The organism is Aeribacillus sp. FSL M8-0254, assembly GCF_038008845.1.
In the GTDB taxonomy this organism is placed as follows: domain Bacteria; phylum Bacillota; class Bacilli; order Bacillales; family Aeribacillaceae; genus Aeribacillus; species Aeribacillus composti.
In genome coordinates this window covers 469,487-492,599 of sequence record NZ_JBBOZY010000001.1, presented here as the reverse complement: position 1 = coordinate 492,599, position 23,113 = coordinate 469,487, and the positions used below count along the sequence as shown (strand labels likewise).

At 38.0% G+C, this 23,113-nt stretch carries 24 protein-coding genes; 7 read left to right on the top strand and 17 right to left on the bottom strand.

The features are described 5' to 3' along the window. Nucleotides 1-41: 41 nt before the first annotated feature. Both NSQ44_RS02460 and NSQ44_RS02455 read right to left on the bottom strand, forming a co-directional pair. The gene (locus NSQ44_RS02460) at nt 42-1,328 is read right to left on the bottom strand and encodes a dicarboxylate/amino acid:cation symporter (RefSeq protein ID WP_066246904.1); all 1,287 of its coding nucleotides are present in this window, start codon (nt 1,326-1,328) and stop codon (nt 42-44) included. Nucleotides 1,329-2,029: 701 nt separating this feature from the next. Beyond that, a complete protein-coding gene (locus NSQ44_RS02455) occupies nt 2,030-3,079 on the bottom strand; it encodes a DctP family TRAP transporter solute-binding subunit (protein ID WP_066246907.1) in 1,050 nt (349 codons plus the stop codon). Between the two features lie 133 nt (nt 3,080-3,212). Between NSQ44_RS02455 and NSQ44_RS02450 the strand changes: the two genes are divergently transcribed. Together NSQ44_RS02450 and NSQ44_RS02445 are read left to right on the top strand one after the other, a co-directional pair. Beyond that, nucleotides 3,213-4,790, top strand: coding sequence for a sensor histidine kinase (locus NSQ44_RS02450; RefSeq protein WP_340854725.1), 1,578 nt, complete (start codon nt 3,213-3,215; stop codon nt 4,788-4,790). A 20-nt stretch (nt 4,791-4,810) separates the two neighbouring features. Continuing rightward, nucleotides 4,811-5,503 (top strand): response regulator, encoded by a 693-nt coding sequence (locus tag NSQ44_RS02445; protein ID WP_340854723.1) that lies wholly within the window; start codon nt 4,811-4,813, stop codon nt 5,501-5,503. A gap of 627 nt (nt 5,504-6,130) precedes the next feature. Here NSQ44_RS02445 and NSQ44_RS02440 read toward each other — a convergent pair. The 14 genes from NSQ44_RS02440 to NSQ44_RS02375 form a co-directional block, all read right to left on the bottom strand. Continuing rightward, nucleotides 6,131-7,456, bottom strand: coding sequence for a PTS galactitol transporter subunit IIC (locus tag NSQ44_RS02440; protein ID WP_340854721.1), 1,326 nt, complete (start codon nt 7,454-7,456; stop codon nt 6,131-6,133). Between the two features lie 21 nt (nt 7,457-7,477). Beyond that, entirely contained in the window at nt 7,478-7,753 is a 276-nt protein-coding gene (locus NSQ44_RS02435) for a PTS sugar transporter subunit IIB (RefSeq protein WP_063386328.1), read from the bottom strand. Nucleotides 7,754-7,790: 37 nt separating this feature from the next. Next, nucleotides 7,791-8,258 carry a PTS sugar transporter subunit IIA gene (locus NSQ44_RS02430; protein WP_340854719.1) on the bottom strand — a complete coding sequence of 156 codons (468 nt, stop codon included), beginning with the start codon at nt 8,256-8,258 and terminating at the stop codon, nt 7,791-7,793. A gap of 180 nt (nt 8,259-8,438) precedes the next feature. Next, on the bottom strand, nt 8,439-9,386 hold the full coding sequence (locus tag NSQ44_RS02425) for a sugar-binding transcriptional regulator (RefSeq protein WP_340854718.1): 948 nt from the start codon (nt 9,384-9,386) through the stop codon (nt 8,439-8,441). A 219-nt stretch (nt 9,387-9,605) separates the two neighbouring features. Next, complete coding sequence (gene lpdA / locus NSQ44_RS02420; protein ID WP_340854717.1) at nt 9,606-10,988, bottom strand: dihydrolipoyl dehydrogenase; 1,383 nt, start codon at nt 10,986-10,988, stop codon at nt 9,606-9,608. Between the two features lie 14 nt (nt 10,989-11,002). Beyond that, nucleotides 11,003-12,334: a dihydrolipoamide acetyltransferase family protein gene (locus NSQ44_RS02415; RefSeq protein ID WP_340854715.1), complete on the bottom strand. Its 1,332-nt coding sequence runs from the start codon at nt 12,332-12,334 to the stop codon at nt 11,003-11,005. A 16-nt stretch (nt 12,335-12,350) separates the two neighbouring features. Beyond that, nucleotides 12,351-13,334, bottom strand: coding sequence for an alpha-ketoacid dehydrogenase subunit beta (locus NSQ44_RS02410; protein ID WP_063386333.1), 984 nt, complete (start codon nt 13,332-13,334; stop codon nt 12,351-12,353). Between the two features lie 20 nt (nt 13,335-13,354). Next, nucleotides 13,355-14,335, bottom strand: coding sequence for a pyruvate dehydrogenase (acetyl-transferring) E1 component subunit alpha (gene pdhA / locus NSQ44_RS02405; protein ID WP_063386334.1), 981 nt, complete (start codon nt 14,333-14,335; stop codon nt 13,355-13,357). A gap of 355 nt (nt 14,336-14,690) precedes the next feature. Further along, on the bottom strand, nt 14,691-15,593 hold the full coding sequence (locus NSQ44_RS02400) for a sugar-binding transcriptional regulator (RefSeq protein ID WP_340854714.1): 903 nt from the start codon (nt 15,591-15,593) through the stop codon (nt 14,691-14,693). Between the two features lie 89 nt (nt 15,594-15,682). Continuing rightward, a complete protein-coding gene (locus NSQ44_RS02395; protein ID WP_063386335.1) occupies nt 15,683-16,042 on the bottom strand; it encodes a PTS glucitol/sorbitol transporter subunit IIA in 360 nt (119 codons plus the stop codon). A 28-nt stretch (nt 16,043-16,070) separates the two neighbouring features. Next, nucleotides 16,071-17,105, bottom strand: coding sequence for a PTS glucitol/sorbitol transporter subunit IIB (gene srlE / locus NSQ44_RS02390; protein ID WP_340854713.1), 1,035 nt, complete (start codon nt 17,103-17,105; stop codon nt 16,071-16,073). A 51-nt stretch (nt 17,106-17,156) separates the two neighbouring features. After that, nucleotides 17,157-17,684 carry a PTS glucitol/sorbitol transporter subunit IIC gene (gene srlA, locus NSQ44_RS02385; RefSeq protein WP_066246929.1) on the bottom strand — a complete coding sequence of 176 codons (528 nt, stop codon included), beginning with the start codon at nt 17,682-17,684 and terminating at the stop codon, nt 17,157-17,159. A gap of 25 nt (nt 17,685-17,709) precedes the next feature. After that, complete coding sequence (locus NSQ44_RS02380) at nt 17,710-18,135, bottom strand: transcriptional regulator GutM (protein WP_340854712.1); 426 nt, start codon at nt 18,133-18,135, stop codon at nt 17,710-17,712. Between the two features lie 37 nt (nt 18,136-18,172). Further along, nucleotides 18,173-19,420, bottom strand: coding sequence for an NAD(P)H-dependent oxidoreductase (locus tag NSQ44_RS02375; RefSeq protein ID WP_340854711.1), 1,248 nt, complete (start codon nt 19,418-19,420; stop codon nt 18,173-18,175). A gap of 333 nt (nt 19,421-19,753) precedes the next feature. Between NSQ44_RS02375 and NSQ44_RS02370 the strand changes: the two genes are divergently transcribed. From NSQ44_RS02370 to NSQ44_RS02360, 5 genes are all read left to right on the top strand, one after another. Beyond that, nucleotides 19,754-20,101, top strand: a complete 348-nt coding sequence (locus NSQ44_RS02370; protein WP_063386339.1) for a hypothetical protein — start codon at nt 19,754-19,756, stop codon at nt 20,099-20,101. Between the two features lie 741 nt (nt 20,102-20,842). Then, nucleotides 20,843-20,959: a transposase family protein gene (locus NSQ44_RS18935; protein ID WP_144597273.1), complete on the top strand. Its 117-nt coding sequence runs from the start codon at nt 20,843-20,845 to the stop codon at nt 20,957-20,959. Nucleotides 20,960-21,133: 174 nt separating this feature from the next. After that, a complete protein-coding gene (locus NSQ44_RS18930; RefSeq protein ID WP_144597200.1) occupies nt 21,134-21,448 on the top strand; it encodes a transposase in 315 nt (104 codons plus the stop codon). Between the two features lie 163 nt (nt 21,449-21,611). Continuing rightward, the gene (locus NSQ44_RS02365; RefSeq protein ID WP_094246425.1) at nt 21,612-21,806 is read left to right on the top strand and encodes a transposase; all 195 of its coding nucleotides are present in this window, start codon (nt 21,612-21,614) and stop codon (nt 21,804-21,806) included. Nucleotides 21,807-21,893: 87 nt separating this feature from the next. Further along, entirely contained in the window at nt 21,894-22,241 is a 348-nt protein-coding gene (locus NSQ44_RS02360; RefSeq protein ID WP_094246424.1) for a helix-turn-helix domain-containing protein, read from the top strand. A 229-nt stretch (nt 22,242-22,470) separates the two neighbouring features. Here NSQ44_RS02360 and NSQ44_RS02355 read toward each other — a convergent pair whose 3' ends face one another. Further along, nucleotides 22,471-23,103, bottom strand: a complete 633-nt coding sequence (locus NSQ44_RS02355) for an LPXTG cell wall anchor domain-containing protein (protein WP_144597198.1) — start codon at nt 23,101-23,103, stop codon at nt 22,471-22,473. Between the last annotated feature and the right edge of the window lie 10 nt (nt 23,104-23,113).

Sequence of the window (23,113 nt, the reverse complement as noted above, 5' to 3'; positions counted from 1 at the left end):
AAAGCATCCTTTTCTTTTTGATTTGTTATCAAATTTTCGAATCACTGTTCGTTAGCATATACAGTGCCAGTCGCCTGACTGGAAACCTGCTCTTCTTGAGAAGCTTTTTCCGGATGAAACTCTCCTTCCATTTTTGACACAACAACTGTTGCGACACCGTTTCCAATTAAATTCGTAATCGCACGGGCTTCTGACATAAATCGGTCAACACCGATGAGAAGTGCAATTCCTTCAACCGGAACCATTGGAAATGCAGCCAAAGTAGCGGCTAATGTAATAAATCCGGATCCAGTCACACCTGCAGCGCCCTTTGAAGTCAGCATTAAAATTCCAAGTAGAGTCAGTTCTTGCCAAATGGTTAAATCGATCCCATATGCCTGTGCAATAAAGATAGCCGCCATTGACAAATAAATCGACGTTCCATCTAGGTTAAAAGAATACCCAGTCGGAACAACAAGACCAACAACAGACTTAGAACATCCGTACTTCTCAAGCTTTTCCATCAATTTTGGCAATGCGGATTCAGAGGAGGAAGTTCCTAACACAAGCAATATTTCTTCCTTTATATATGCGATAAATTTTAAAATGCTGAACCCGTAAAATTTTGTGATCAGTCCCAAAACGATCACGATAAATAAGAACATCGTCATGTAGACAGAGGCCATTAATTTTCCTAAAGACACAAGCGATCCCAGACCGAAATTTCCGATTGTATAGGCCATTGCACCAAAAGCTGCAATCGGTGAAATTTTCATAACCATATTTACGATGCCAAAAAAGATATTTGTCAATTGTTCAAACAAATTGATAACAGGTTTTGCTTTTTCCCCTAGTCTTGCCGCTGCTAATCCGAAAAGGACTGCGAAGAATAAAATCGGCAAGAGTTCTCCGTTTGCGAGCGCTCCCACTGCATTTTCTGGCACAATGCTCATGATAAAGTCTAAAGCACCGTGACTTGTTTCCTCTGCTTGTTTCGTATATTGAGAAATATCGCTTCCTTGCACACTATCGGTGTTAAAGCCCTCACCTGGCTTCATAATGTTTACAACAAAGATCCCGATAGCAAGAGCAATCGTCGTAACAATTTCAAAATAGATCAGAGCTTTCCCGCCGATCCTGCCTACTTTTTTCAGATCACCCATTGATCCGATGCCGATGACAACGGTGAAAAATACAATTGGTGCAATCACCATTTTCACTAGTTTAATAAAAATATCTGCCAAAATCTTTAATTTCGCCCCGAACTCAGGGAATAAAAATCCAACTGTAATCCCTAAAATGATACCGATAATAACTTGTACAGTCAGGTTTTTAAAGTTTATTCGCATCTATCTCTCTCCTTTCCCCTTTGATAACGTTTTCAAACGTCCGTACATTTATGTTAATAGAATGTTCAAAAAGTTTTAATATTATGGTTTTATTAATCTTTTTGTTCTTTTTGGTCTCAAAATTAATTTGAATGGCCAAAAATGAGAAAGGATCAGCACCTCCCTAGTCATTCTGGGAAACAGAAGCAGAAACTCTTAATAGATTCATTTTTGCTTTTCAACTACTCCCGCTTAAAGTCTAACGAGCTGGTCACTCCAAAGAAACGTAAACGGCTTCTTCTCCTTCCTTAACAGAGCTGGTTAACTACTGCCCAACGACTCTCATGCTTCAGTCGTAACTCCAACGATGACCATTTTCATAACCGATTGTCCATTTGTAACCCCAAAAAAATCAAAACACAACGGGCGATAAACCATGAAATCGAGTTTCTTAGAATCATTCATTCGTTTCAAATAGTTACTGCCGATAAGCTGAAAGGTTTTATTTCAGCCATTCCTGTAAAGAAAGTGCAGCCGCAGTGATGTCCATGTACTTTATCTTACATCTTTCCACCGAATGCTCGTTGGACTATTTCTTGTGGTGTATCATGCGTAAAAATGGATGAGAGCGGCGAATATAACACCTCTTTTTTTTCTCTCAAATTCCATAAAAAAGACTGCCGCCTCGCGGACAGTCCATTTTTGCTGAAACGATGGCTAGTTCAGCTTGCTGCATTTCTTATTTCTTTTAATAGCTTTCCATATTTCGCTTCATATTCTTGGTAAAGCGGCACAAATCGTTCCTGCCATTTCTTTCGCTCTTTTTCCGTTAACGTATGAATATGTATATTTGGATTTTGCCTCATTTCTTCAAGCTGTCTTATATTTTGCTGTTTCGATTGTTTCATATTCCAAGCTGTCGTTTCTTCTATTGCTTCCATAATTTGTTTTTGAACGTCTTTAGGTAGCTGATTCCAAAATGTTTCATTGACCATTACGACATATCCTAAATAACCGTGATTGCTAATTGTTACATACGGATGAAATTGATAAAATCTTTTTGAATAAATATTCGAAATTGTGTTTTCTTGTCCGTCAAATGCTTCCTCTTCTAATGATTCATAAACTTGATCAAATGAGAGGGCAATCGGTTCCGCTCCTAACATGTTAAATTGTTTTTTTATGACTTTATTAGGCATGATCCGAAATCTTTGGTCTTTGAAATCATCCGGATTCTTCATAAACATTTGACTATTTACCATTTGTTTGAATCCATTTCCCCAAAAAGCCAGTCCTTTAAATCCTTTCGGTTCTAACATACTGAGCAGCTCTTCGCCAATTTTTCCTGTTAAAACCCTTTCAACATTATCATCGTTTTGAAAAATAAACGGTAAATCTAACACTTCCCATTCCGGAACCAATTCTGCCACGTTTGAATAGGAAGGAGCAATCATTTGCACTTTGCCTTTTCTTAAAGCTTCTATTTCATCTTTATCTGAATATAATGAACCGTTTGGAAACACAATCACTTTTACTCGGCCCTTCGTCTTTTCCTCGACCAAATCTGCAAACCTTTGGGCAGCCAAGCCTTTTGGCGTATCCTCCGCCACTACATGGCTGAAATAGATTTTAATTTGCTCTTTTAGCCCCTCTTGCTCATCATCGTAAACCGGTGGATCATTTTGAGATTGTATAATGATATTATAGGAAAATAACGCAAAGGCTAACCCGGCACATACTATAGCCAAATACCTCACGATTTTTTTCTTCATGATTCATCACACCATTTGTTTTTGATCATTTTAACATAAATTATACCAAGCATGCTCTTTCTCTAAAGTAAAGGAAAGCAAATCTGTGATAAAATAAAGCAAGTATGAACGTTTAGCTAAAAGAGGTTGCCTTATGAAGCGATTACCAATCATATGGAAAATAACAGGTTTAATTTTTATTATTGTCTTTTTATCGCTTTTTTTCGGAGGATTATTTATTGTAAACGAATATTTAAACCAAAAAGAAGAAGAGCTTAAACAGCAATCTATATTAGCTGCGAGGACGGTTGCGGCGCTGCCTGAAGTCAGAAACGGGCTCAATGGAAGCATGAAAGATCGCCAGCTGATTCCTTCGATGATTGAACGTCTTCAAATCATTAACGGAACAGAATATATTGTTGTGCTCGATATGGATCGTACCCGCCTTTCCCATCCGGTCAAATCGTTAATCGGAACAAAATCGGAAGGAGAAGATGAGGGTCCTGCCTTTGCCGAACACACATATACGTCAAAAGCAAATGGAGAAATCGGCACTGTTATCCGCGCCTTTGTACCTGTCATGAATAAAGAACATAAACAAGTTGGAGTCGTCATCGCAGCCTATAAGCTTCCAAGCTTATATGAGCTGCTTGCAAATTTAAAATCGCAAATTTTTTCGATTTCTTTTCTTGTCTTACTATTAGGCGGTTTGGGGGCTTGGCTCCTGGCAAGACATATAAAAAAGCAGATGTTTCACTTGGAGCCTTTTGAAATAGCTAAAATGCTAGTTGAACGAACTGAAACATTTAATGCTATGCACGAAGGAGTCATTGCCATTGATAAAAATGAACGTATAACTATTTTTAATGACCGTGCCAAACAAATGATGGGCATTGAAGGAGATGTGATCGGAAAGCCGATTCGCGACGTTATTTCCGACACCCGACTCCCGGAAATATTAGTAATTGACCGTCCTATTTATAACAAAGAATTGCAGGTAAGGAATCTGAGCATTTTAAGCAATCGCATCCCGATCAGAGTGAATAACGAAACGGTCGGAGCTGTCGCCATTTTCCAGGATCGAACTGAAATCAAAAAGCTTGCGGAAGAATTAACCGGAGTGAAAGCTTTTGTCCACGCGCTTCGTGTTCAAAATCATGAACATATGAACAAATTGCACACGATAGCAGGTCTCATTCAGCTTGGACATAAAGAAAAAGCGTTAGAATATGTATTCAAAATAACGGAAGAGCAAGAAGAGCTGACAAACTTTTTAACTGAACATATTAAAGATGAAAGCATATCAGGCCTTTTACTCAGCAAAATCAGCCGGGGCAAAGAGCTCGGAATTAAAGTAGTCATTGACAGAAACAGCCATTTGGAGCGCTTCCCAAAAAATATCGATCATAACGACCTGGTGATCATCATTGGGAATTTAATTGAAAATGCTTTTGATGCCTTTCAAGAGTCGACTGATCCTGACAAAGAAATATTCGTCAGCATCGATCAAAATAAAGAAATTTTCACGATATTAGTTGAAGATAACGGTCCTGGCATAGACGATTCTGTATTACCGAACATTTTTGAAAAGGGTTTTTCCACAAAAAACAAGCAAAATCATGGAATAGGCTTATATCTGGTCAAACAAATTGTTGATCAAGCAAACGGTCACATTCAGGTTGAGTCGCAAAAAGGTACGGGAACTACATTTATCATCACATTTGATATGTAAAAACAAAGGGGGCAAAAAATTTGAACAAAAAAATTAGTGTATTGTTGATCGAAGATGATCCCATGGTTCAAGAGGTGAATAAACAATTTATCCAAAAAGTCGACGGCTTTACTGTGATTGGAATCGCAGGGAACGGAAAAGAAGGCATAGAGCTTGTTCGGGAATTGAAACCTGAACTAGTTATTATAGATATTTACATGCCTAATCAGGATGGATTAGAAACGCTTAAGCAAATCCGGTCAGAGGGTCATTCCATAGATGTCATTGCGATTACCGCTGCGAGAGATATGGAAACCGTTCGCCGCGTTCTGCAAAACGGTGCTTTTGACTACATTATGAAACCGTTTAAATTTGAACGGCTCCAACAATCATTAAAAAACTATTTGCTTTATCATAGCCAGCTGAAGGAAAAAGAAAAATTAACGCAAAAAGATGTAGACACTATGTTGTTAAACAATAAATTCAAGAACAAGCCAGAGGATCCAGACCTGCCTAAAGGGTTAAACCAAGTAACACTTGATAAGATCATCCGTCTCCTCCAAAATCAAAAAGAACCGATTTCCGCTGAAGAAGTTGCGGAAGGAATCGGTATTGCACGCGTTACTGCACGAAGATATTTAGACTACTTGGCGAAAATCAAAAAAGTCTCAATCCATGTTCAGTATGGCAGCATCGGAAGACCTGTCAATCGATATATGTTTCATTCTGATTAAGCTTGGCAAGAAGTGAAAAACAAAGGAAAAAATCATTGAGCTGGACCACTTTTCTCATTTTTATATTGCTAGGACAAATAAGTGCTATGTTGGCTTTATCAGGGGAACAGTCATCGCACGTTGAATACTAATGGTGTCAATTTTCTCTTATCGGATATTTTGCTTTTTCAATCGGGACACAGAAAGGCTTTCGAACCCACATTATGAGTTCTCAATAACAACGATTATTCTAGAAACAAGTTCAGAATTTTTCGCCGACTTTGCCTTTCAATGCGTTGAATTTTCAACTTTTACCCCTCCTCCCTTGCTTTCCTTCAACCTATTGTCCGCTCTTTATCTGTTCCTTCGCCATTACCATTTTCAACTTTGCTTTTAAATTTTTTACCCCACTTTTTTTAGTGGAATAACTGCCTTGTCATGATCCGTTACAAAATGCCCCATGCTAAACAAAGACGCGTGATTTTTTAAAGTAAGCGTCGACGTTTTAAATCGACAAAATATTTCAGCAAAATCAAAAAAAACTCCAACTTCAAAACTTAATGATTTGAGAGTTGGAGCCATGTTCAATTAAATTAAATTTTTTAGTTTGCTTTAGAAACAAAGGATTAGTCCAATTCTATAAAACTATTAGTTTGTTTTATTTGGTCTTTTATTTATATAATAAGCTGTTGCTAAAGCAATTAATGCAATAATGATCAAACCAATATACCCTAATTTTGCACCGAATAAGAAGATGGCAGTCGTTGGAACCGCTCCGTCAACAAGCGATGATATTGAGTTCGCTCCTTCCGGGAAAGAAAACCCCACATTTTTTGCTGCTTGTGTGAAAAGTGGAGAAATATATGTTGCCAACAATAGACCAAAACCTAATGCAATCGTGCTTGCTACAACTGTTCGAACAACGTTCCCTCGGAAAATCGGAACCATCATACTCACAATGAATGGTATTGTTGCCAAGTCGCCAAACGGCAATACTTTGTTACCAGGAACAATAATTGCCAGTAGCAATACAATAGGCACCATGATCAAAGATGAAGCGATCGCTGCTGGATGTCCTACTGCCAAAGCACTGTCCATCCCTATAAATACTTCTCGGCCAGGAAATTTTGATTTTACAAATTCACTGGCAGATTCAGAAACTGGTGCAAGGCCTTCCATTAAAATGGATACCATCCGTGGTAAAAGAAGCATAACAGCTGCAGTTGATACTCCTAAATTCAACACCTCTTTAACATTCCATCCTGCCAAAATTCCGATAATAAGACCTAATATAAGCCCTAATACTGTCGATTCACCTAAAATTCCCAATCTTTTTTGAATTGATTCAGGATCAGCTTTTAAATTTTTAAATCCAGGAATAATGTTGAATAGTTTTTCTAAAGGCCAAGCAAATAAAATATACGGCGTAGACGTTCCATGAGGAAAAGATATGTTAGGATATCCATAAAATTGCTCTACATGTTTTTGAGACATATCAGCAAGGACTAAAAGGACGATTGCATGTACTGCGGCTGTTACAATCCCCATTGTAAAGCTGTCGGTCATAATGCTGACAAGCGCGCCTGTGAATGCAATATGCCATAAGTTCCACAAATCAATATTCAATGTTTTTGTCAAACCTACAATTAGTAAAATTAAATTGACAGCTAATCCGATTGGTATTGCCAATGCGCCTACAGTTGATCCAAAGGCAATGGCAGAAGTAGCCGGCCAACCAACATCAATAATGCTTAAATCGATACCCAGTCTTTCAACCATATCTTTTGCGGCAGGTCCTAAATTGTCCATGAGCAGACCGATAATTAAATTAATACCAATAAATCCAATTCCAACTGTTAAACCTGCCCGAAATGCACGCCCCGGCTTCATTTTTAATACTAGACCAAATAGAAAAATGATGATAGGCAATACGACTGTAGGTCCTAAATCAACAATTTTTTGGATGAAATCCATATACTCCCATCCCTTCATTAATTATTTTAATGCTTCTAATATATCGTTAAATACCTTCTCCTTTCCTACACCTGTTAGTAAAGGAACGGCATTAACAACCTTTGTTTTAATGCTTGGTGGAACAACGGTCGTAGATACGATGACATCATAATCATTTCCTGTTGACAGAACATCCGACACTTTTGATTGATGAAGTTGAACATTTATTTGTTTTTCTTCAAAAAATTCCTTCAGTTTATTCATCACCATTGTTGATGTTGCAACCCCAGTCCCACAAATGACAAGTACTTTTTTCATTTTTATTCCTCCCTTTTAATATTAAAATTGTTTATTTTTAAAATATTTGAGATTCCAAATATGCAGCGATTTCTTTCTCGCTTTTCATTTCTTTTAAAGCAAGTAGTTTTTCTTCTTTTTGAAAAAATTCCATTAATCTTTGAAGGAGTTCTATTTGTTTTTTACCATCGTCCATCGCAAGCATCAAAATAATTGAAGCATGTACTTTATCACCAGGGCTTCCCATTACTGAAAACTCTACAGGCTTCTTTAAAATTGCAACTCCTATGGCAGTTCGAGCAACATGATGAGCATCTGTATGCGGAATTGCAACACCAACTGAAGTTAATGGCAATCCAGTCGGAAATTGGGCTTCCCTCTCTAAAACTGCATTTTTAAAGGTATCCTTAACAAAACCATGTTTATACAAAGTATCAGAGAGTTTCGAAAGAATGTCATTTTGATCATTTGCTTCAATATTTAACAAAACACAATTTTCGTGAATAACTTTTTCAACGGAATTCATGAATCTTTCCTCCTAATTAGGTCAGAAACCCAATTGTATAAAAAAATAAATTCTGACTATTTACATTTGTTCTTTTTTGTTACTTTTGTTTTAATTATATTTGTAATCGCTTTCTTCTGTCAATATATAAAATGAAATTCATGATTGAGATGTTTTTAAAAAATTTTTTTATCAAATTGTTTACCAATTTTCAACAATAGCTGCAGCAGTCTGTTCATCGATAATTAAAACATTGATGAAGCCCCCGTTTAGTGCACCTTTTATACTTTCAAGTTTATGAATTCCTTCAACAACAGCAATCACTTGGTCAACCTTCTTTAATTCGTTTAACGAAACTCCAATGACTTTGTTTGTAAATGAATTAATAATGACATTCCCACTTTCATCAAAAAAGCGAAATCCTATATCACCAACTACACCAAGCTTCCGTAAATAATGCAAATCATTATCTTCTAAATAACCTAGCTTACGAAGCGTGGATGATTTATGCGGGTTGCCGATCCCAATAACCGCCATATCTATATTCCGTCCTTCTTCAAGCACTGCTTCGATATCCGGCATTGCTAATAATCTTTCCTTTAATTCTTCTGTCTCCACAATCGCTGGGGCATATAAATAAAGACAAGTGCAATTCATCTTTTTAGCCAATTCATGAGCAAGTTGGTTTGCATGAATTTCGACAAATTTTCTTCCCATCCCCCCTTCAAGTGGAATAATTTTTAAATCTTCTTTTCGAATATAAGGAAATTCTTTCACAAGTTCTGCGAGCGTAGTCCCCCATGAAATACCTAACCTTTTCACCGATTTTAAATTTTTGGAAAGATAATATGCGCCCGCACGTGCTACAGCTTGCTTAATCATATCAGGTGTTAATCCTACTGTAGGTACGACAATGGCATCCTTCAATCCGTAATGTTTCTCCAATTTTTGCTCCAGTTCAACTGTATGGGCGCTTTCATCTTTAATAAATATTTCTATAATTCCTGCTTCTTTAGCTCGTTGCAGCATTTTTGAAATAATCGGTCTTGACACTCCTATTTTTTTCGCTATTTGTTCTTGCGTCCAACCTTCCATATAATATAAAGTGGCCACTTTAACAAGTTGTCTTTTTTCATCCCACGTTAACATTTCGTCACCTCTTCTTTTTTTCTCAATATCATTTGATCCATCTGATTACTTATATAATTCTATAATAAACATTTCATGAGATGAATAAAAAGCTTCTGTTTTCAAACGAATAAACTTACTCTTTTATAAAGGAAAAAAATAAGAGCTTATTTACAAATTTGTTTTACTAAATGTTAATTAGTATAACAATTGTAAATAAGCCCTTTTTACATCACGCTATTATTTTTTACTTTTGTCTATAATGTTTCTGGCGACGTCAAAAAACGATTCAGATATGGTTGGGTGAGGGTGGATCATATTGGCCAGCTCTTCTACAGTGCCTTCCAGGGATATGAAAGAGGAAGCTTCTGAAATCATTTCAGTCACGTGTGGGCCAACCATTGTGACTCCAATTATTTCTCCATATTTTTCATCATACACTATTTTTATAAATCCTGATGTGTCGCCAGAAACAAGCGCTTTTCCATTTCCGGCAAGATCAAATCTTTCAGCCTTTACTTGCAGCCCTTTGCGCTCGGCCTCCTCTTCTGTCAAGCCAACACTAGCTACTTCTGGAAGCGTAAAAATGCACCTGGGAACAACTTTTTCATCCATTTTCCGTTCACAGCCTGCTGCGTTCGATGCGGCAACAATTCCTTCCATATATGCCGCATGCGCCAGCTGATATCCTCCTATGACATCGCCGACAGCATAAATATTCGGATAGCTCGTTTCCATTTTTTCGTTCACTTTAATAAAAGGCCCGTTTTGTTCTAGCTTTACTGCCTGAACGGCAGATAAATTAGGTTTTCTTCCAACGCTTACTAAAAGCGCCTCCCCTTCTACCGATACCGATTCGCCTTTTTCATTTAGACATTCGACAATGGTTTTGTCTCCGTTTTGTTTCACGCTTGTTACTTTCGCATCTGTTAAAATTTGGACTCCTTTTTTCTGCAGCGATTTAGCAAGCGCTTTGGAGGCGTCAGCATCTTCAGTTGGGATAATCCGTCCGGCCATTTCAATGATCGTTACATTTGTTTTTAGACTGGAAAAAATAGTCGCTAACTCCACCCCAATGACTCCGCCGCCAATTATGGTTAGGGAGCTTGGTATTTTTTCAATATCAAAAATGGTATCGCTTGTATAAAAAGACGCAGAGTCCAGTCCATCTATTGGGGGAACGGAAGGAGATGAACCGGTTGCCACAATAATTTTGTCTGTTTGAACACGTTCCTCTTTTTTATCCGAAACTACTTTTACAATATTTCCTTCTTCTACAAAGCCTTCTGCCTCATATACATCAATTTTTCCTTGCTTTAACAAAAACATAACACCGTTTCTGAGACGGGAGATGACTTCGTCTTTGCGCTTTTTCATTTTGTCTAATGAAATCGTGATGTTGTCCGTTTGAATTCCCCATTCTCTTGATAATTCAATTGCCTCAATAATTTCAGCGTTTTTCAACCATGTTTTGGAAGGGATGCAGCCTCTATTTAAACATGTGCCGCCCAAAAAATCTTTTTCGACTAGCATTACTTTTTTTCCAAACCGTGCTGCATGAAGTGCTGCCATGTAGCCTCCTGGTCCACCGCCAATTACTGCAATATCATACGATTTTGTCAAATTGAGCCCCCTCCTTATAAGATCATTTCATACGGGTTTTCAAGAATGCGTTTAACTTCTGCCAAAAATTCTGCAGCAGGTGCTCCATCTATTACACGGTGATCAAAAGACAGGCTGGCTGTCATCATCGGCCGAATGACGATTTCCCCGTTGACTACTACAGGTTTTTCTTGGGTTCTACCAACACCTAAAATGGCTATTTCCGGCTGATTAATAATCGGTGTAAATACATCTATCGGATACATGCCGAGATTGCTGATCGTAAAGGTAGAGCCTTTAAGCTCGTCAGGCCGGAGTTTTTGTTCCCTTGCACGTTTGCTTAAATCTTTTGCTTCTGCACAAATAGCGGTCAATCCTTTCTGCTCAACTTGTTTAATTACCGGCACCATTAAACCGTCTTTTACCGCAACTGCCACTCCAACATTAACTTCATTTTTATAAATGATTTCATCATGCTCCAAATGAACGTTCACTTCAGGGAATCGTGATAAAGCTGTACCGACTGCTTTGATCATAATGTCTGTATAAGTTAAACGGAATCCAGTTTGTTTTTCGACAACCGGAAGAAGCGCTGTTCTCATTTCGATTGCTTTTGTCATATCAATATCGCTGGCCAATGTAACATGTGGAGCAGTAAAGGCGCTTTGCACCATTCTGTCGGCAACCACTTTCCGCAATCCGGATAGTTTCTTCCGGACTTCAGGCTGCTGAGCTTTCTGACTTGATGCTTGAATGGCGTTGATAACATCCTGTTTCATCACCTTGCCTCCTGCACCTGAACCTTGAAGCGCCTTCAAGTCTATATTCTCATGCTCTGCAATTTTTCTTGCCAGCGGCGATGCTTTCGGTTGTGCCTTTTCTGTTTCTAAATATTGCTTCACATCTTTAAGGTGTATGCGTCCTTTTGGCCCGCTTCCTACAATGTTCCGAAGATCTACTTGCGCTTCTTTTGCTAAACGTCTTGCGGCAGGTGTGGCTCGTACTTTACCATTCTCATTGCTTTTTACTTCGACAGCGTCTTCGTTTGTTTCAGACTGTTCAGTCTTTTCACCGGATTGTTCGCTTGATTCCTCTGATAAAGCCGGCGGCTCGTCAGGAACCTTTTCCCCCGGTTCGCCGATATATCCGATCACTTGATTGACCGGAATTTGGTCATCCGGTTGGAAATATTTTTTCAACAATATCCCTCTGTCATATGCCTCAACTTCAATATTGATTTTATCGGTCATTATCTCAAATAACGGTTCGCCGATATCAACGGATTCTCCTTCTTCTTTAAACCATTGAAGGAGTGTGCCGACTTCCATCGTACTGCTCAGCTTCGGCATAAAAATTTCTTTTGCCATCGGTTCTCCCCCCTTTTTATTTAAATTGAACCGTTTCTTTTACTGCTTTTATAATATCCGGTACTTGCGGGACAGCTGCTTTTTCTAGATTCGGATTATAAGGAATAGGGACAGGTAGCCCGCCAAGACGTTTGATTGGGGCATCGAGATAATCGAAGGCCTCGCTCTCTGCAATGACACTAGCGATTTCACCGCCATATCCTCCGCGTTTTACAGCTTCATGGACGACTACAACTCTACCTGTCTTTTTCACAGATTCGACGATCGTTTCTTCATCCAGCGGGACAAGTGTTCTTGGATCGACAATTTCGACGTCAATTCCTTCTTTTTCAAGCTCTTTTGCCGCTTCTAATGCTTTATGCACCATAATCGCTGTTGCAACAATCGTCACATCTTTACCTTCCCGTTTAATATCCGCTTTTCCTAACGGAATCGAGTATTGTTCTTCTGGAACGTGGCTTTTTGTTTTGTAAAGGAGTTTGTGTTCGTAGAAAATAACTGGATTATCATCGTCAATCGCTGCTTTTAATAATCCTTTTGCATCGTAAGCTGTTGACGGCTGTACGACTTTCAGCCCCGGAATGTGCGCCATCCAAGCTTCTAAACTTTGAGAATGCTGGGCAGCTGCGCCTGTACCTGATCCTGCAGGAGTTCTTACAACCATCGGAACTTTCCCCTTACCTCCGAACATGTATCGGAGCTTTGCAGCTTGGTTCACAAGCTGATCCATAGCGATTGTGATGAAATCTGAAAATTGAAGCTCCAAAATCGGCCGCATGCCTGTCAGCGCTGATCCGACAGCCGCACCTGCAATGGCCGCTTCAGAAATTGGCGTATTTCTCACGCGTTCCGGACCAAATTCCTCGATCATCCCCCGCGTGACACCAAATGCACCGCCGTAAACCCCGATATCCTCGCCTAATATATAAACATCTTCATTTTTTCTCATTTCTTGACTCATTGCTTCTCGAACTGCTTCTAAATAAGTGATCTCTCTCATCGCTTTTCCCCTCCCTAAATTTACGCATAAACGTCTTCAAGCAATGTATCAACAGACGGTTCTGGACTGTTTTCCGCAAATTTAACAGCGTCTTCAATTTCCTGGAATGCTTCTTCTCTCAGCTGTTCAGCCTTTTCTTCTGTTAATACTCCTTTGTCAATCAAGTACTCTTTAAACCGTTTGATCGGATCTTTTTTTCTCCACTCTTGCTCTTCTTCACGAGTGCGGTATTTTTTTGCATCGCTTTTTGAGTGGCCTTTCCATCGATATGTTTTTGCTTCAATCAGCACAGGGCCCTTCCCTGATCTGGCATGTTCAACAGCTTCATAAACTGTATTCATCACTTCAAGCATGTCGTTTCCATCGATTACTTTGCCTGGAATACCGTAAGCCTGTGCACGATCTGCTATATTTTCAATATTGAACATTTCTTTTACAGACCCGCTCATTCCGTATTGATTGTTCTCGCAAATGAACACAACTGGAAGATCCCAAATGGAAGCAAGGTTTAACGATTCATGGAAGCTTCCTTCATTTGCTGCACCATCTCCGAAGAAGCACAATACAACATACCCCTCATTTTTCATCTTTGAAGTTAATGCCGCACCGACTGCCAAAGGAATGCCTCCGCCAACAATTCCGTTTGCCCCTAGGTTTCCTTTCTCTACATCTGCAATGTGCATGGAACCGCCTTTCCCTTTACAGTATCCGGTCACTTTGCCAAACAGTTCGGCCATCATTCTATCGACTGTTGCACCTTTAGCAATGCAATGGCCGTGACCCCTGTGCGTGCTGGTAATTTTATCTTTCTCTTGCAAAACGGCAATTGATCCTGCTGCTGTTGCTTCTTGTCCTACACAAAGGTGAGTCGTTCCATGAATCATCCCTTTTGCAAAAAATTGGTCGACTTTTTCATCAAAATATCGAATCAGCCACATTTGTTTATACAATTCAACTAATCTTTCATCCGTTATAAATGCTGGAAGTACATGATTACTCATTTCTTCCACCTCTCCTTTACATTTGTTCTTTATAGTTACTTTTGTAATAAATATAGAGTTTTTTCCGAAAATAGTCAAGGAATATCTATATAAGCTTATTTATTGGAGCCTTTCAAAATAGTGGAAGTACTCAAGCTTCTTTCTTTTGTTTGGTAAACTAAAGATAATCGAGGGGCTGCAACCATGTTTTATGCAAAAAAAATGGCTGCCAATTTGTAGTTATGGCAGCTCAGCTCTTTTAGACAAAATAGAAAACATACGAAATCAAGCAGAGAAAAACGGTTTATTGTTTTTTACTTGATTTATTTAGGGACTTATCAAACACCATCTTACACATATGATTAATTTTTTTAGGTCAAAGCATTTCCGCTGTTTTTTCATCTGTAATTAACACATTTATTAACTTCCCTTTTAAAACGGCTTTGATCGCATCGACTTTTTCCAGTCCTGCTGCCACTCCAATCACAAACGGAATTTCTTTTAATTTTTCAATATTAAAAGAAATGATTTTATCATTCCAAATATTTGAAGGGGCACTTCCGTTTTCATCGATAAACTTATAGCAAATATCGCCAACAGCATCGAGTTCATTAAAATATTGTCTATACTTTTTTCCCAGCTCTGATCTCGTAATGGTTGAGTGTTTAGGTGAACCGCCGATTCCTACAAGGATGATATCCGCTTTTTCGGCAAGGTTAAAAATGCTTTGTATAGATGTTTGGGTCATAAACAATTCCTTATCTTTTTTGCTGTCAGCCATCACAGGGGCATGGAGAAGCTTATAATTTGCCTTCAATTTTTCAGCAAACATCGAAACAAGAACATTGGCATGTATATCTACCCGTTCATCCCCCATTCCTCCTACAATCGGAACAAAGGTCGTGGAGGAATAATTAAAGTTAGCTGGCATCTGCTTCGCAACAGAAAGCAATGTCGTGCCAGAAGAAACCCCGACAATTTGTTCGTCTTTCAATATCCTTAATAAATATTTGCTCGCATATTCCCCGATATTTTCCAAATCCGGTCCGTTTCCTAGATTCGGAACGCAAATGACTTCCCGAAGTCCATATTTTTTTTCAATTCTTGCTTCTATATTCATGAGAGGATGATTTGAGCCGTCATGAATTTTAATTTCAACAATTCCCAATTCTCTTGCTTTTGATAAATATTTTGAGATCAACGACCGGCTTACACCGAACACTTTTGCGATTTCTGATTGTGTAGCTCCTTCCGTATAATACATATGAGAAATTTTCACAAGCAGCCTTCTATCTTCCAATAATTCCCCACTTCTTTCTATAAAATCTAGGTTCGTATTAAATTATAATGGTAACAGAAAGAAAATTGTTATTTTTCAAAGCGAATTTCTTTTCCAACTTCGATATGTGGGAAAGTAAAAGGCTCGACAAAAACAGCTCCTGGAAGCACATGTTCATTTGGTTTGGAAAAATAGATCGAAATATGGCCTAATTCCTTTAAATTTTTGTTTGCTGCCGAGCCGACTGCTGTGATGAAATATTCTTGATCGCCCCATATAATTTTTCCGCCCTCAACAAGCGGCTCATCCGACACATCGCCTTCAAATTCATGAATAACAGATACTTCTCTAAGCTCTTGAGGAGCATTAGGTCCAAAGAGAATTAAAACTTTTTCTTCTTCAAATGATGGGACTAGAGTACCGATTTCACGAATAATCGTTTTCGACATCTTCTGATCCTCCTTGAAATCCTATTCATTATTGATACATGCCGATGCTTGCTGCATATGCGATTAAAACTGCAAGAACTCCTGTGATTAAACGGCTGTACAATACAGCTGGCACACCGTATTGAATCGTTTCTGGCTTCGCTTCTCCAAGAGACAAACCGACAGGGACAAAATCCGCACCCACTTGACCATTAATGGCAAATAGAGCCGGCAAAGCAAATTGAGGCGGAATGTTGCCCGCTGCAATTTGGCTTCCAATTAATACCCCAATGACTTGCGCAATAACAGCTCCAGGACCTAACACCGGTGACAGAATCGGGATTGTACATACGATAACGATGACGATCAATCCCCATAAAGAACTGGCAAGAGGAGAAAGAGTATTAGCGATCACATCACCGATTCCCGTATAATTAATTATACCTATTAACATACTAACAAAAGCCATAAATGGAATAATATTTTTAATCAACATATCAACAGAATCGCGTCCCGCCTGATAAAAAGTACCAGTTACTTTTCCTATTCCTCTTGAAAACTTCATTAATATATTTTCATTGTTTTCACGGTGTTCCTTTTTTACTTGTTCGTATTGAGCTTTAAATGCTTCCTTATCATTCACATTGAATTTTGGACTGTCTTCTTGCTGCTCCGTTTCCGAAGCATCCGTCTGAATGTTTTGTTCTTCTGCTTCGTCCGCAAGATAAATATCCTTCACAGTAACACCCGATACAAAAATATCTTCAGTAATGTGTTTCGCCAATGGACCAGAAGGTGAAGAAGGAAGAATATCAACGGTCGGGATTCTTTTCATTGGATACAAACCAATTCTGGCTGTTCCGCCGCAGTCAATCACGACACACATCATTTCATCTTCCGGAACTGAATTTTTAAAACCATCTACAGCTTCAGTGCCTGTTAATTCTGCTATTCTCGCTGCTACAGGATGGATGCCGCCGCCTGTAATGGATACAACTTTTTGTTTCTTTCCTTTCGGTTCAATGCGCAAGCCTTTTCCCCAGCCGCCAGAACCTTTTGCAACAAAAACAGCTCGTTTTGACATATGTTCTCCTCCTCTTTAATATTTGAACTCGCTTTCATCTTTGTCCAAAATTTAAGATTTCGCTTCCATTCTGCGCGCCAAAAATTTTGTTATATATTCCGTAATAATTCCGCGCAATAAAATAACTACGATCCCTACGAGAAAATAACGGACAGCAAGCTCTGACATAGAATAGCCGGCTTCTTTTATTCCGTTGGCTATTCCTAAATAGACAAATAATTCTCCTGCGTTTGCATACGGGAACAACGCCGTCACCGGATGAACAAACGATACAGCTGAATCATAAAACGCCGGTTTTTGCTTTTCTGGCAAAAAGCGTCCGAACGTATAACACATCGGGTTTGTTAACAGCAATACTGATAATATCGGCATGACAGTATATCGTAACAGCATATACTTCGAAGCAAATTGTATCGCTCTATTAACCCGCTCTTCACCAATAAATTTAATAACTGCATAAGTAAATGTAAGCAAAACAACCAAAGTCGGGATAATGCCTGTAAACATACCCATAAACGTTTCTCCGCCAGCCTGGAACATTCCGATAAAATGTTCACCAATCCATTTCAACCATTCCATCTTTCACTTCTCCTTTCAGCACATTTTATATTGAAAGCTTTTTCTTTGAAATGGAAACGATAGCATTTTCGGCCGCCATTGATAAAGCCGCCAAAAATGAAGGGGTTTTCCTCTTTTTTCCTGCAGCATTTTCTGTGAATTCATGGTGATCATCCAAAATTTCAGCTACATGATGGCCAATGTATTTTTCATATTTTTTAAACTTTGAGAAAACTGAAATACCTTTTAGAATATAGCAATCTTCTATAACATAATCTTTGTTCACTACAATCATTGCCATAGCGCCGGGACTAAATTTTCGCCGATTCATGCCTGAGTACAAAAAATACCCTTCTTTGCCCTTGTAATGGCTTACAATTTTGTCGACATATTTTTTATAATGTCTGACTTGTATAATCGTCGCCACATATTGAATGAGCAAAATCATGGATAAAATGATTGCAAGCTTCAAAAAGAATCACCCCCTTTGCGCTGCACAAATGCATTTTTTAGTTAGAAAAAAGATGATCTTGAAGAGATCTTAATTTCCAAACGGTTGTAGATGGGTCTAACTCGACATCATCTAATGTTAAAAATTGACCTTGTTTAATGGAACGTTTTGCAACAATGTTTCCACTGATTAAACCGATTGGGATGTGTGAATTTTTCTTCATCTCTTGATGAGTTTCAAGCACGCCTCTTACTGAGTAGCCGCCGATGCCATCAATGGCTTCTCCTGCTTGAATATCGCGCTTGGCAACAGCGACTGTTTCTGAAACTGGCGCCCCTAATGGATGAATCGATGTATCGTGTTGCAATACTGCTTTTGCAATCGTAATAGGAGTTTCTAAACTTGCTAGATGATAAGGCCGGTAAAGAACGTAATGAGGGCCTTTGCCAACTTTCAAATATCTTAATTCTGCATCTACAGGTTCTAATTCGCTTTTCACAATGACAAACACGCCCGGTGCTAATCCGTTTACATATTCAACTACTCCGAATTGACTTAAAACACCGCCGTTTTCTTGTAAATTCAACTTGTCGGCAACCGTTTCCAAATTTGCTTCCACGCCGTGCATACCAACTTTATCTGGAATGAGACCTGTAGCGTTGCTTAATAAATTCATTTCAGCCATTGTTTTTGTGCCGTCTTGGAACGCTGCAAGCATATGGGCGCTCATATGTTTTTGAGCAGCTTCTTCCTTGCATGTATCCGGATTGGCGTTTGGTATGAACGGGTTGTTTTTCCCTTTCCCAGCAACAAGCACTTCAAGACCCATTGTCTTCGCAAACTCATACAGTTCAAGCGTTGCTGCCGGTTCATCTCCCGCAGATCCTGTATAAACTAATCCGGCTGATGTAAACAAATTGTGCATAATTGATCCAATTGTAATATCTACTTCAACGTTAAGCAGTACTAAATGTTTTCTAGATCTTAATGCTTCCAGTGAAATGTTTGCACCAACTTCAGGAACCCCTGTAGCATCTACAATGACTTCTACTTCATCAGATTGAATCACTTTTCGGTAATCACTGCTGACAAGAACAGGATGTTTTTTCGTTAATTTCGATTGATAATAGCTGCTGGCTCTTTCTGCCGCTTCAATATTGACATCACAAATCCCTCTGACTTCCATGCCAGGTATGCGTGAGATTTGGGAAATCAGACTGAATCCCATTTGCCCTGCACCAACAACACCTACTTTAATTGGCTGGCCGTCACGTTCCCGTGAAAGCAATTCTTGATAAATAGACATGTTTCCAGCTCCTTCTAGGCAATTTTTTGTCGTATGTGCATGTACCCTGTAACATTTGTTACGACTTATAACATTTGTTAATCGTTTGTAATCCTTATTATATTCCAGATGTTTAAAAAGTCAATAAATTCTTGAAAGTATTTTTCAAACTTTTTATACTTTGAAATACATATTAAAATTTGGTTATAATGATTTAAATCGTTGAAGATGTTTTATCAATTGTTGGCATTTAGAAACATTTTTATAGAAGGAAATGAATGCAGCTTTGAATAATATACTTAGTGTAGAGAAGGATTTTGGAGAATTCATCCTTCATAAAAAGAGGTGAAGAACGTGGAAATTAAAGAAATGGAAGCAACGTTATTTTGTATTCATTGCAATGAGGAACAAGATCACATCATTACTTACATTAACGATAAAATTTCAAGGATAGAATGTGCAAACTGCCATCACACAGTTGAAATAAAGATTGACTTATTAAACGAATTTTACCATGAGGTGTATGAAAAAATTGTTCATAAACCAGCTGAGATTACAGAAGAATACCGGAATGACCTCAGTAAATTTTTGCTTTCCCTTCCGATCCGGATCATAAAAAAGCCTTACAGCATTTATAAATATATGAAGCAGACACGAGATGTTTTCAAAACATTTAAAGAGAAGCAAAAACGGAAAAAGTAGCTTTTTTCGGCTTTCCATGCAGTTTAAATCTCCGAATCCCTTAAATGTTTACAGCCTCTTTACCTGGATTTATGCCGATTAATTGCCGGTAGTTAATAAAAAAGCAATACGGCAATTTCAACGAAATTTTTCTCCATTTTCCCCCATTTAGCTTGACGAGCAGAAAACGTTAATTTTGAATTAATAAAAAAGGGGTAGCAGCTTTTAGAAGAGAATATAATAAGTATGAATAGCCAAAGATTTATTCGGCATAAGTAGACATGGTTCGACTTAGTGATGTAAAATGATTCTGAATAGGGGAAACATGTTTTCTAGTCATTTCTTCGGAATGGAGCTTTCCCTTATTAATATTTTGTATTTTCATGCATTTGCAAATGAATTTGATTTAAAATTGGACTTTTACGTTTACTTTTTTTAATTGCGATTATGTTGTTTCTAAATAAAAACAAACATTTGGGTTAAAAGGGTTCTATACCAAATGTTGAGGTAGAAGAAATTTCTTAAAAAATAAAAAAGCATTTACGAAATGCTCTCTTTTATAATGAAAGTGGCAAAACCTCATTAAAAAGGAGACTTCGTAAATGCAAGACTATTTGCATCCCAGAGCTGATTGGATTGGAAAATGTAATGGCGTCAAAGATTGTGGAGACAGATACGCACCTTGAATTTTTCTCGAAACCAAACCTTGTTATCAACATGGCCCTCAATGCTGGAAGAGGCAAGATCCATTCATGATTATGTCTGCAGAAGATTCGAGATATCAAGTTTCGTGGAATGTATGCGTACCTCATTCTGAAAAAGCGTCGTTATAAATGTACATCTTGCGGAAAACGTTTCTTTGAATTATATGCCTTTTAGGGCGTTATCAGCGTCATACGAAATTTGTCCTTCAAGCTCTTCTTATCAAAAGGAGAACGGCCAATTTTAAGGAAGTGTCTAAAGATATTGGATGATGATACTCAACGGTTATTCGATATTTTGACCGTTATGATACTTATGAAAGCCACTCATTACCACGAATTTTAGCCCTTGATGAGATCAAGTGGACAACCGAAAAAGGAACATATCAATGTGTCATTGGTGACCCTCAAGGCTACAAGGTATTGGATGTCATTCAAGACTGAAAGTTGGTCCAAGTTAAAAGATTATTTTCGCTCTTTACCGATTTATCGTATTCAAATGGTAGTCATGGATATGTGGCAGCCGTATAAAATTTTGGCCCAACAACTCTTTCAAAATTCGATTATCATCGTGGACCAATTCCATTATGCGCGCCAAAACTTTTGGGCACTCGAACCAAGACAAAGATCGAAACTCGATGAAAAAGTTGCGGTTTCTCTTCCATAAATCGAAAAAGAAGCTCATCACACGTAAACAGGAACTCTCAATATTATTTAGAGTTGCCCCCGATTTAAGGAAAGCTTACCAAGTGATAGAAGTCTTTAAAAAATAGATGACACAAAATAATGAGCGAAATGCAAGGTCAAACTTAGAACTGCTGTATTAAGCTATTGATAAATCGGGACTGAATGAGAAACGAATCTTTAAAAGCTGGGAAAAAGAAATTATCCATTCATTTATTTATCCCTACACCAACGGTTATTTAGAAGGGATTGACAATAAAATTAAAGTGATGAAACGAATTTCTTATGGTATTCGCAACTTTGATCGACTCAGAAATAAGATATTATGCTCACTTATCTAACTTTCATACATATAAAAGAGGTGCTCTTCACATCAAGTACACCCAATAATTGACATAGAACCGTTAAAGGAAGGTGAAATGATCATGATGATTGGTGATCGCATAAAGCAGCTTAGAAAAAACAAAGGTCTTACGCTATCTGAACTGGCTGAACAAGCAGGGGTGGCAAAATCTTATTTAAGTTCTATCGAACGGAATCTTCAATCAAATCCCTCTGTCCATTTCTTGGAAAAAATATCATCCGTTTTAGATGTTCCTGTTAATACATTAATAAATGGGGAAAATGAAGAAAATACGAATGTTCTTGATCCTGAATGGATGTTATTAGTACAGGAAGCAATGAATTCCGGAGTATCGAAAGAAGAATTCCGTCAGTTTTTAGAATTTACAAAAAAATGGAAATTACAGGAAAAGAAAGATCTAAATGTTAACTAAAATTTTTATATTTGTTTAGAAAAATGAACCTCTCTTCGGTTATGATTTTTTTGCTTATATTCCGCAAGGGCGGCAGAATATTTTAATACATTGCGACAGAATATTCCTTCCATGGAAGTAAGATCAGAACGACATGATGGGCACAACCATTTTCTTTCAGAGCAGCTGCTATATGAAAAACGCAGACAATTAGGACAATATTTTTTGTACACCGCTTCCTCCAAGCGCTTCATAACTCATGAAGCTGATCTTTATGTTTATTTCGTTTTTGAAAGAAAAAAATGGCTCCCATCGCGAAAAACATTATCCCAACAAGAATAAATGCATAAAAGTTTGTCGCAGTATTTGGCAAAAGTAAACCTTCATTATTCCCGCTGCCATACGTTTGAATACTGCCTAAAGAAGAATTTGCCTGAAAAACAATTTTAAAAGAAGTTTCTAACCCTTGATATTCATTTCCTAACTGTTCAGGAAATGTGATTAAAAATGTCAACTGGTCTTCTTTGGAACTTTGGATATTTCGCGGTGTAAAACCTTTAAAATCTTTTAACAATCCTTTAAACAAAAGATTTTTTTGCCCATCTTTAACCTCTAAAGTTAAAGCATCAAATAATTTTTTTGATCCTTTTATATTTTCAATTAAAGTATTATATTGTATATCAGCATTTTCAACATTCTCGATAATGACCGTTCTTTCAGCCCAATCGCCTGGTTTCATGTTTTCTGCTTGAAATAGCATATGGTTTGAATGAAGATTTTTTAAAGCGATACCTATTTGTGTTTCAGCGCTGAAATTTTGAACTTGCATTATGAGCCAGACAAATAAAAAACATATGAAACATCGTCCAATTGATTTGACCATGTATTTCCTC

What these genes read in the sequence shown, in the direction of transcription:
- NSQ44_RS02375 (WP_340854711.1), bottom strand. Translation starts at nt 19,420, where the DNA reads ATGTCTATTTATCAAGAATTGCTTTCACGGGAACGTGACGGCCAGCCA.
- NSQ44_RS02355 (WP_144597198.1), bottom strand. Translation starts at nt 23,103, where the DNA reads ATGGTCAAATCAATTGGACGATGTTTCATATGTTTTTTATTTGTCTGG.
- pdhA (WP_063386334.1), bottom strand. Translation starts at nt 14,335, where the DNA reads ATGAGTAATCATGTACTTCCAGCATTTATAACGGATGAAAGATTAGTT.
- NSQ44_RS02430 (WP_340854719.1), bottom strand. Translation starts at nt 8,258, where the DNA reads ATGAATTCCGTTGAAAAAGTTATTCACGAAAATTGTGTTTTGTTAAAT.
- srlE (WP_340854713.1), bottom strand. Translation starts at nt 17,105, where the DNA reads ATGTCAAAACGAGCTGTTTTTGTTGCAAAAGGTTCTGGCGGCTGGGGA.
- NSQ44_RS02455 (WP_066246907.1), bottom strand. Translation starts at nt 3,079, where the DNA reads ATGAAGAAAAAAATCGTGAGGTATTTGGCTATAGTATGTGCCGGGTTA.
- NSQ44_RS02395 (WP_063386335.1), bottom strand. Translation starts at nt 16,042, where the DNA reads ATGTCGAAAACGATTATTCGTGAAATCGGTACTCTAGTCCCATCATTT.
- NSQ44_RS02450 (WP_340854725.1), top strand. Translation starts at nt 3,213, where the DNA reads ATGAAGCGATTACCAATCATATGGAAAATAACAGGTTTAATTTTTATT.
- NSQ44_RS02360 (WP_094246424.1), top strand. Translation starts at nt 21,894, where the DNA reads ATGATTGGTGATCGCATAAAGCAGCTTAGAAAAAACAAAGGTCTTACG.
- NSQ44_RS02425 (WP_340854718.1), bottom strand. Translation starts at nt 9,386, where the DNA reads ATGTTAACGTGGGATGAAAAAAGACAACTTGTTAAAGTGGCCACTTTA.
- NSQ44_RS02410 (WP_063386333.1), bottom strand. Translation starts at nt 13,334, where the DNA reads ATGAGAGAGATCACTTATTTAGAAGCAGTTCGAGAAGCAATGAGTCAA.
- NSQ44_RS02435 (WP_063386328.1), bottom strand. Translation starts at nt 7,753, where the DNA reads ATGAAAAAAGTACTTGTCATTTGTGGGACTGGGGTTGCAACATCAACA.
- NSQ44_RS18930 (WP_144597200.1), top strand. Translation starts at nt 21,134, where the DNA reads ATGAGATCAAGTGGACAACCGAAAAAGGAACATATCAATGTGTCATTG.
- NSQ44_RS02415 (WP_340854715.1), bottom strand. Translation starts at nt 12,334, where the DNA reads ATGGCAAAAGAAATTTTTATGCCGAAGCTGAGCAGTACGATGGAAGTC.
- NSQ44_RS02460 (WP_066246904.1), bottom strand. Translation starts at nt 1,328, where the DNA reads ATGCGAATAAACTTTAAAAACCTGACTGTACAAGTTATTATCGGTATC.
- srlA (WP_066246929.1), bottom strand. Translation starts at nt 17,684, where the DNA reads ATGGAATGGTTGAAATGGATTGGTGAACATTTTATCGGAATGTTCCAG.
- NSQ44_RS02440 (WP_340854721.1), bottom strand. Translation starts at nt 7,456, where the DNA reads ATGGATTTCATCCAAAAAATTGTTGATTTAGGACCTACAGTCGTATTG.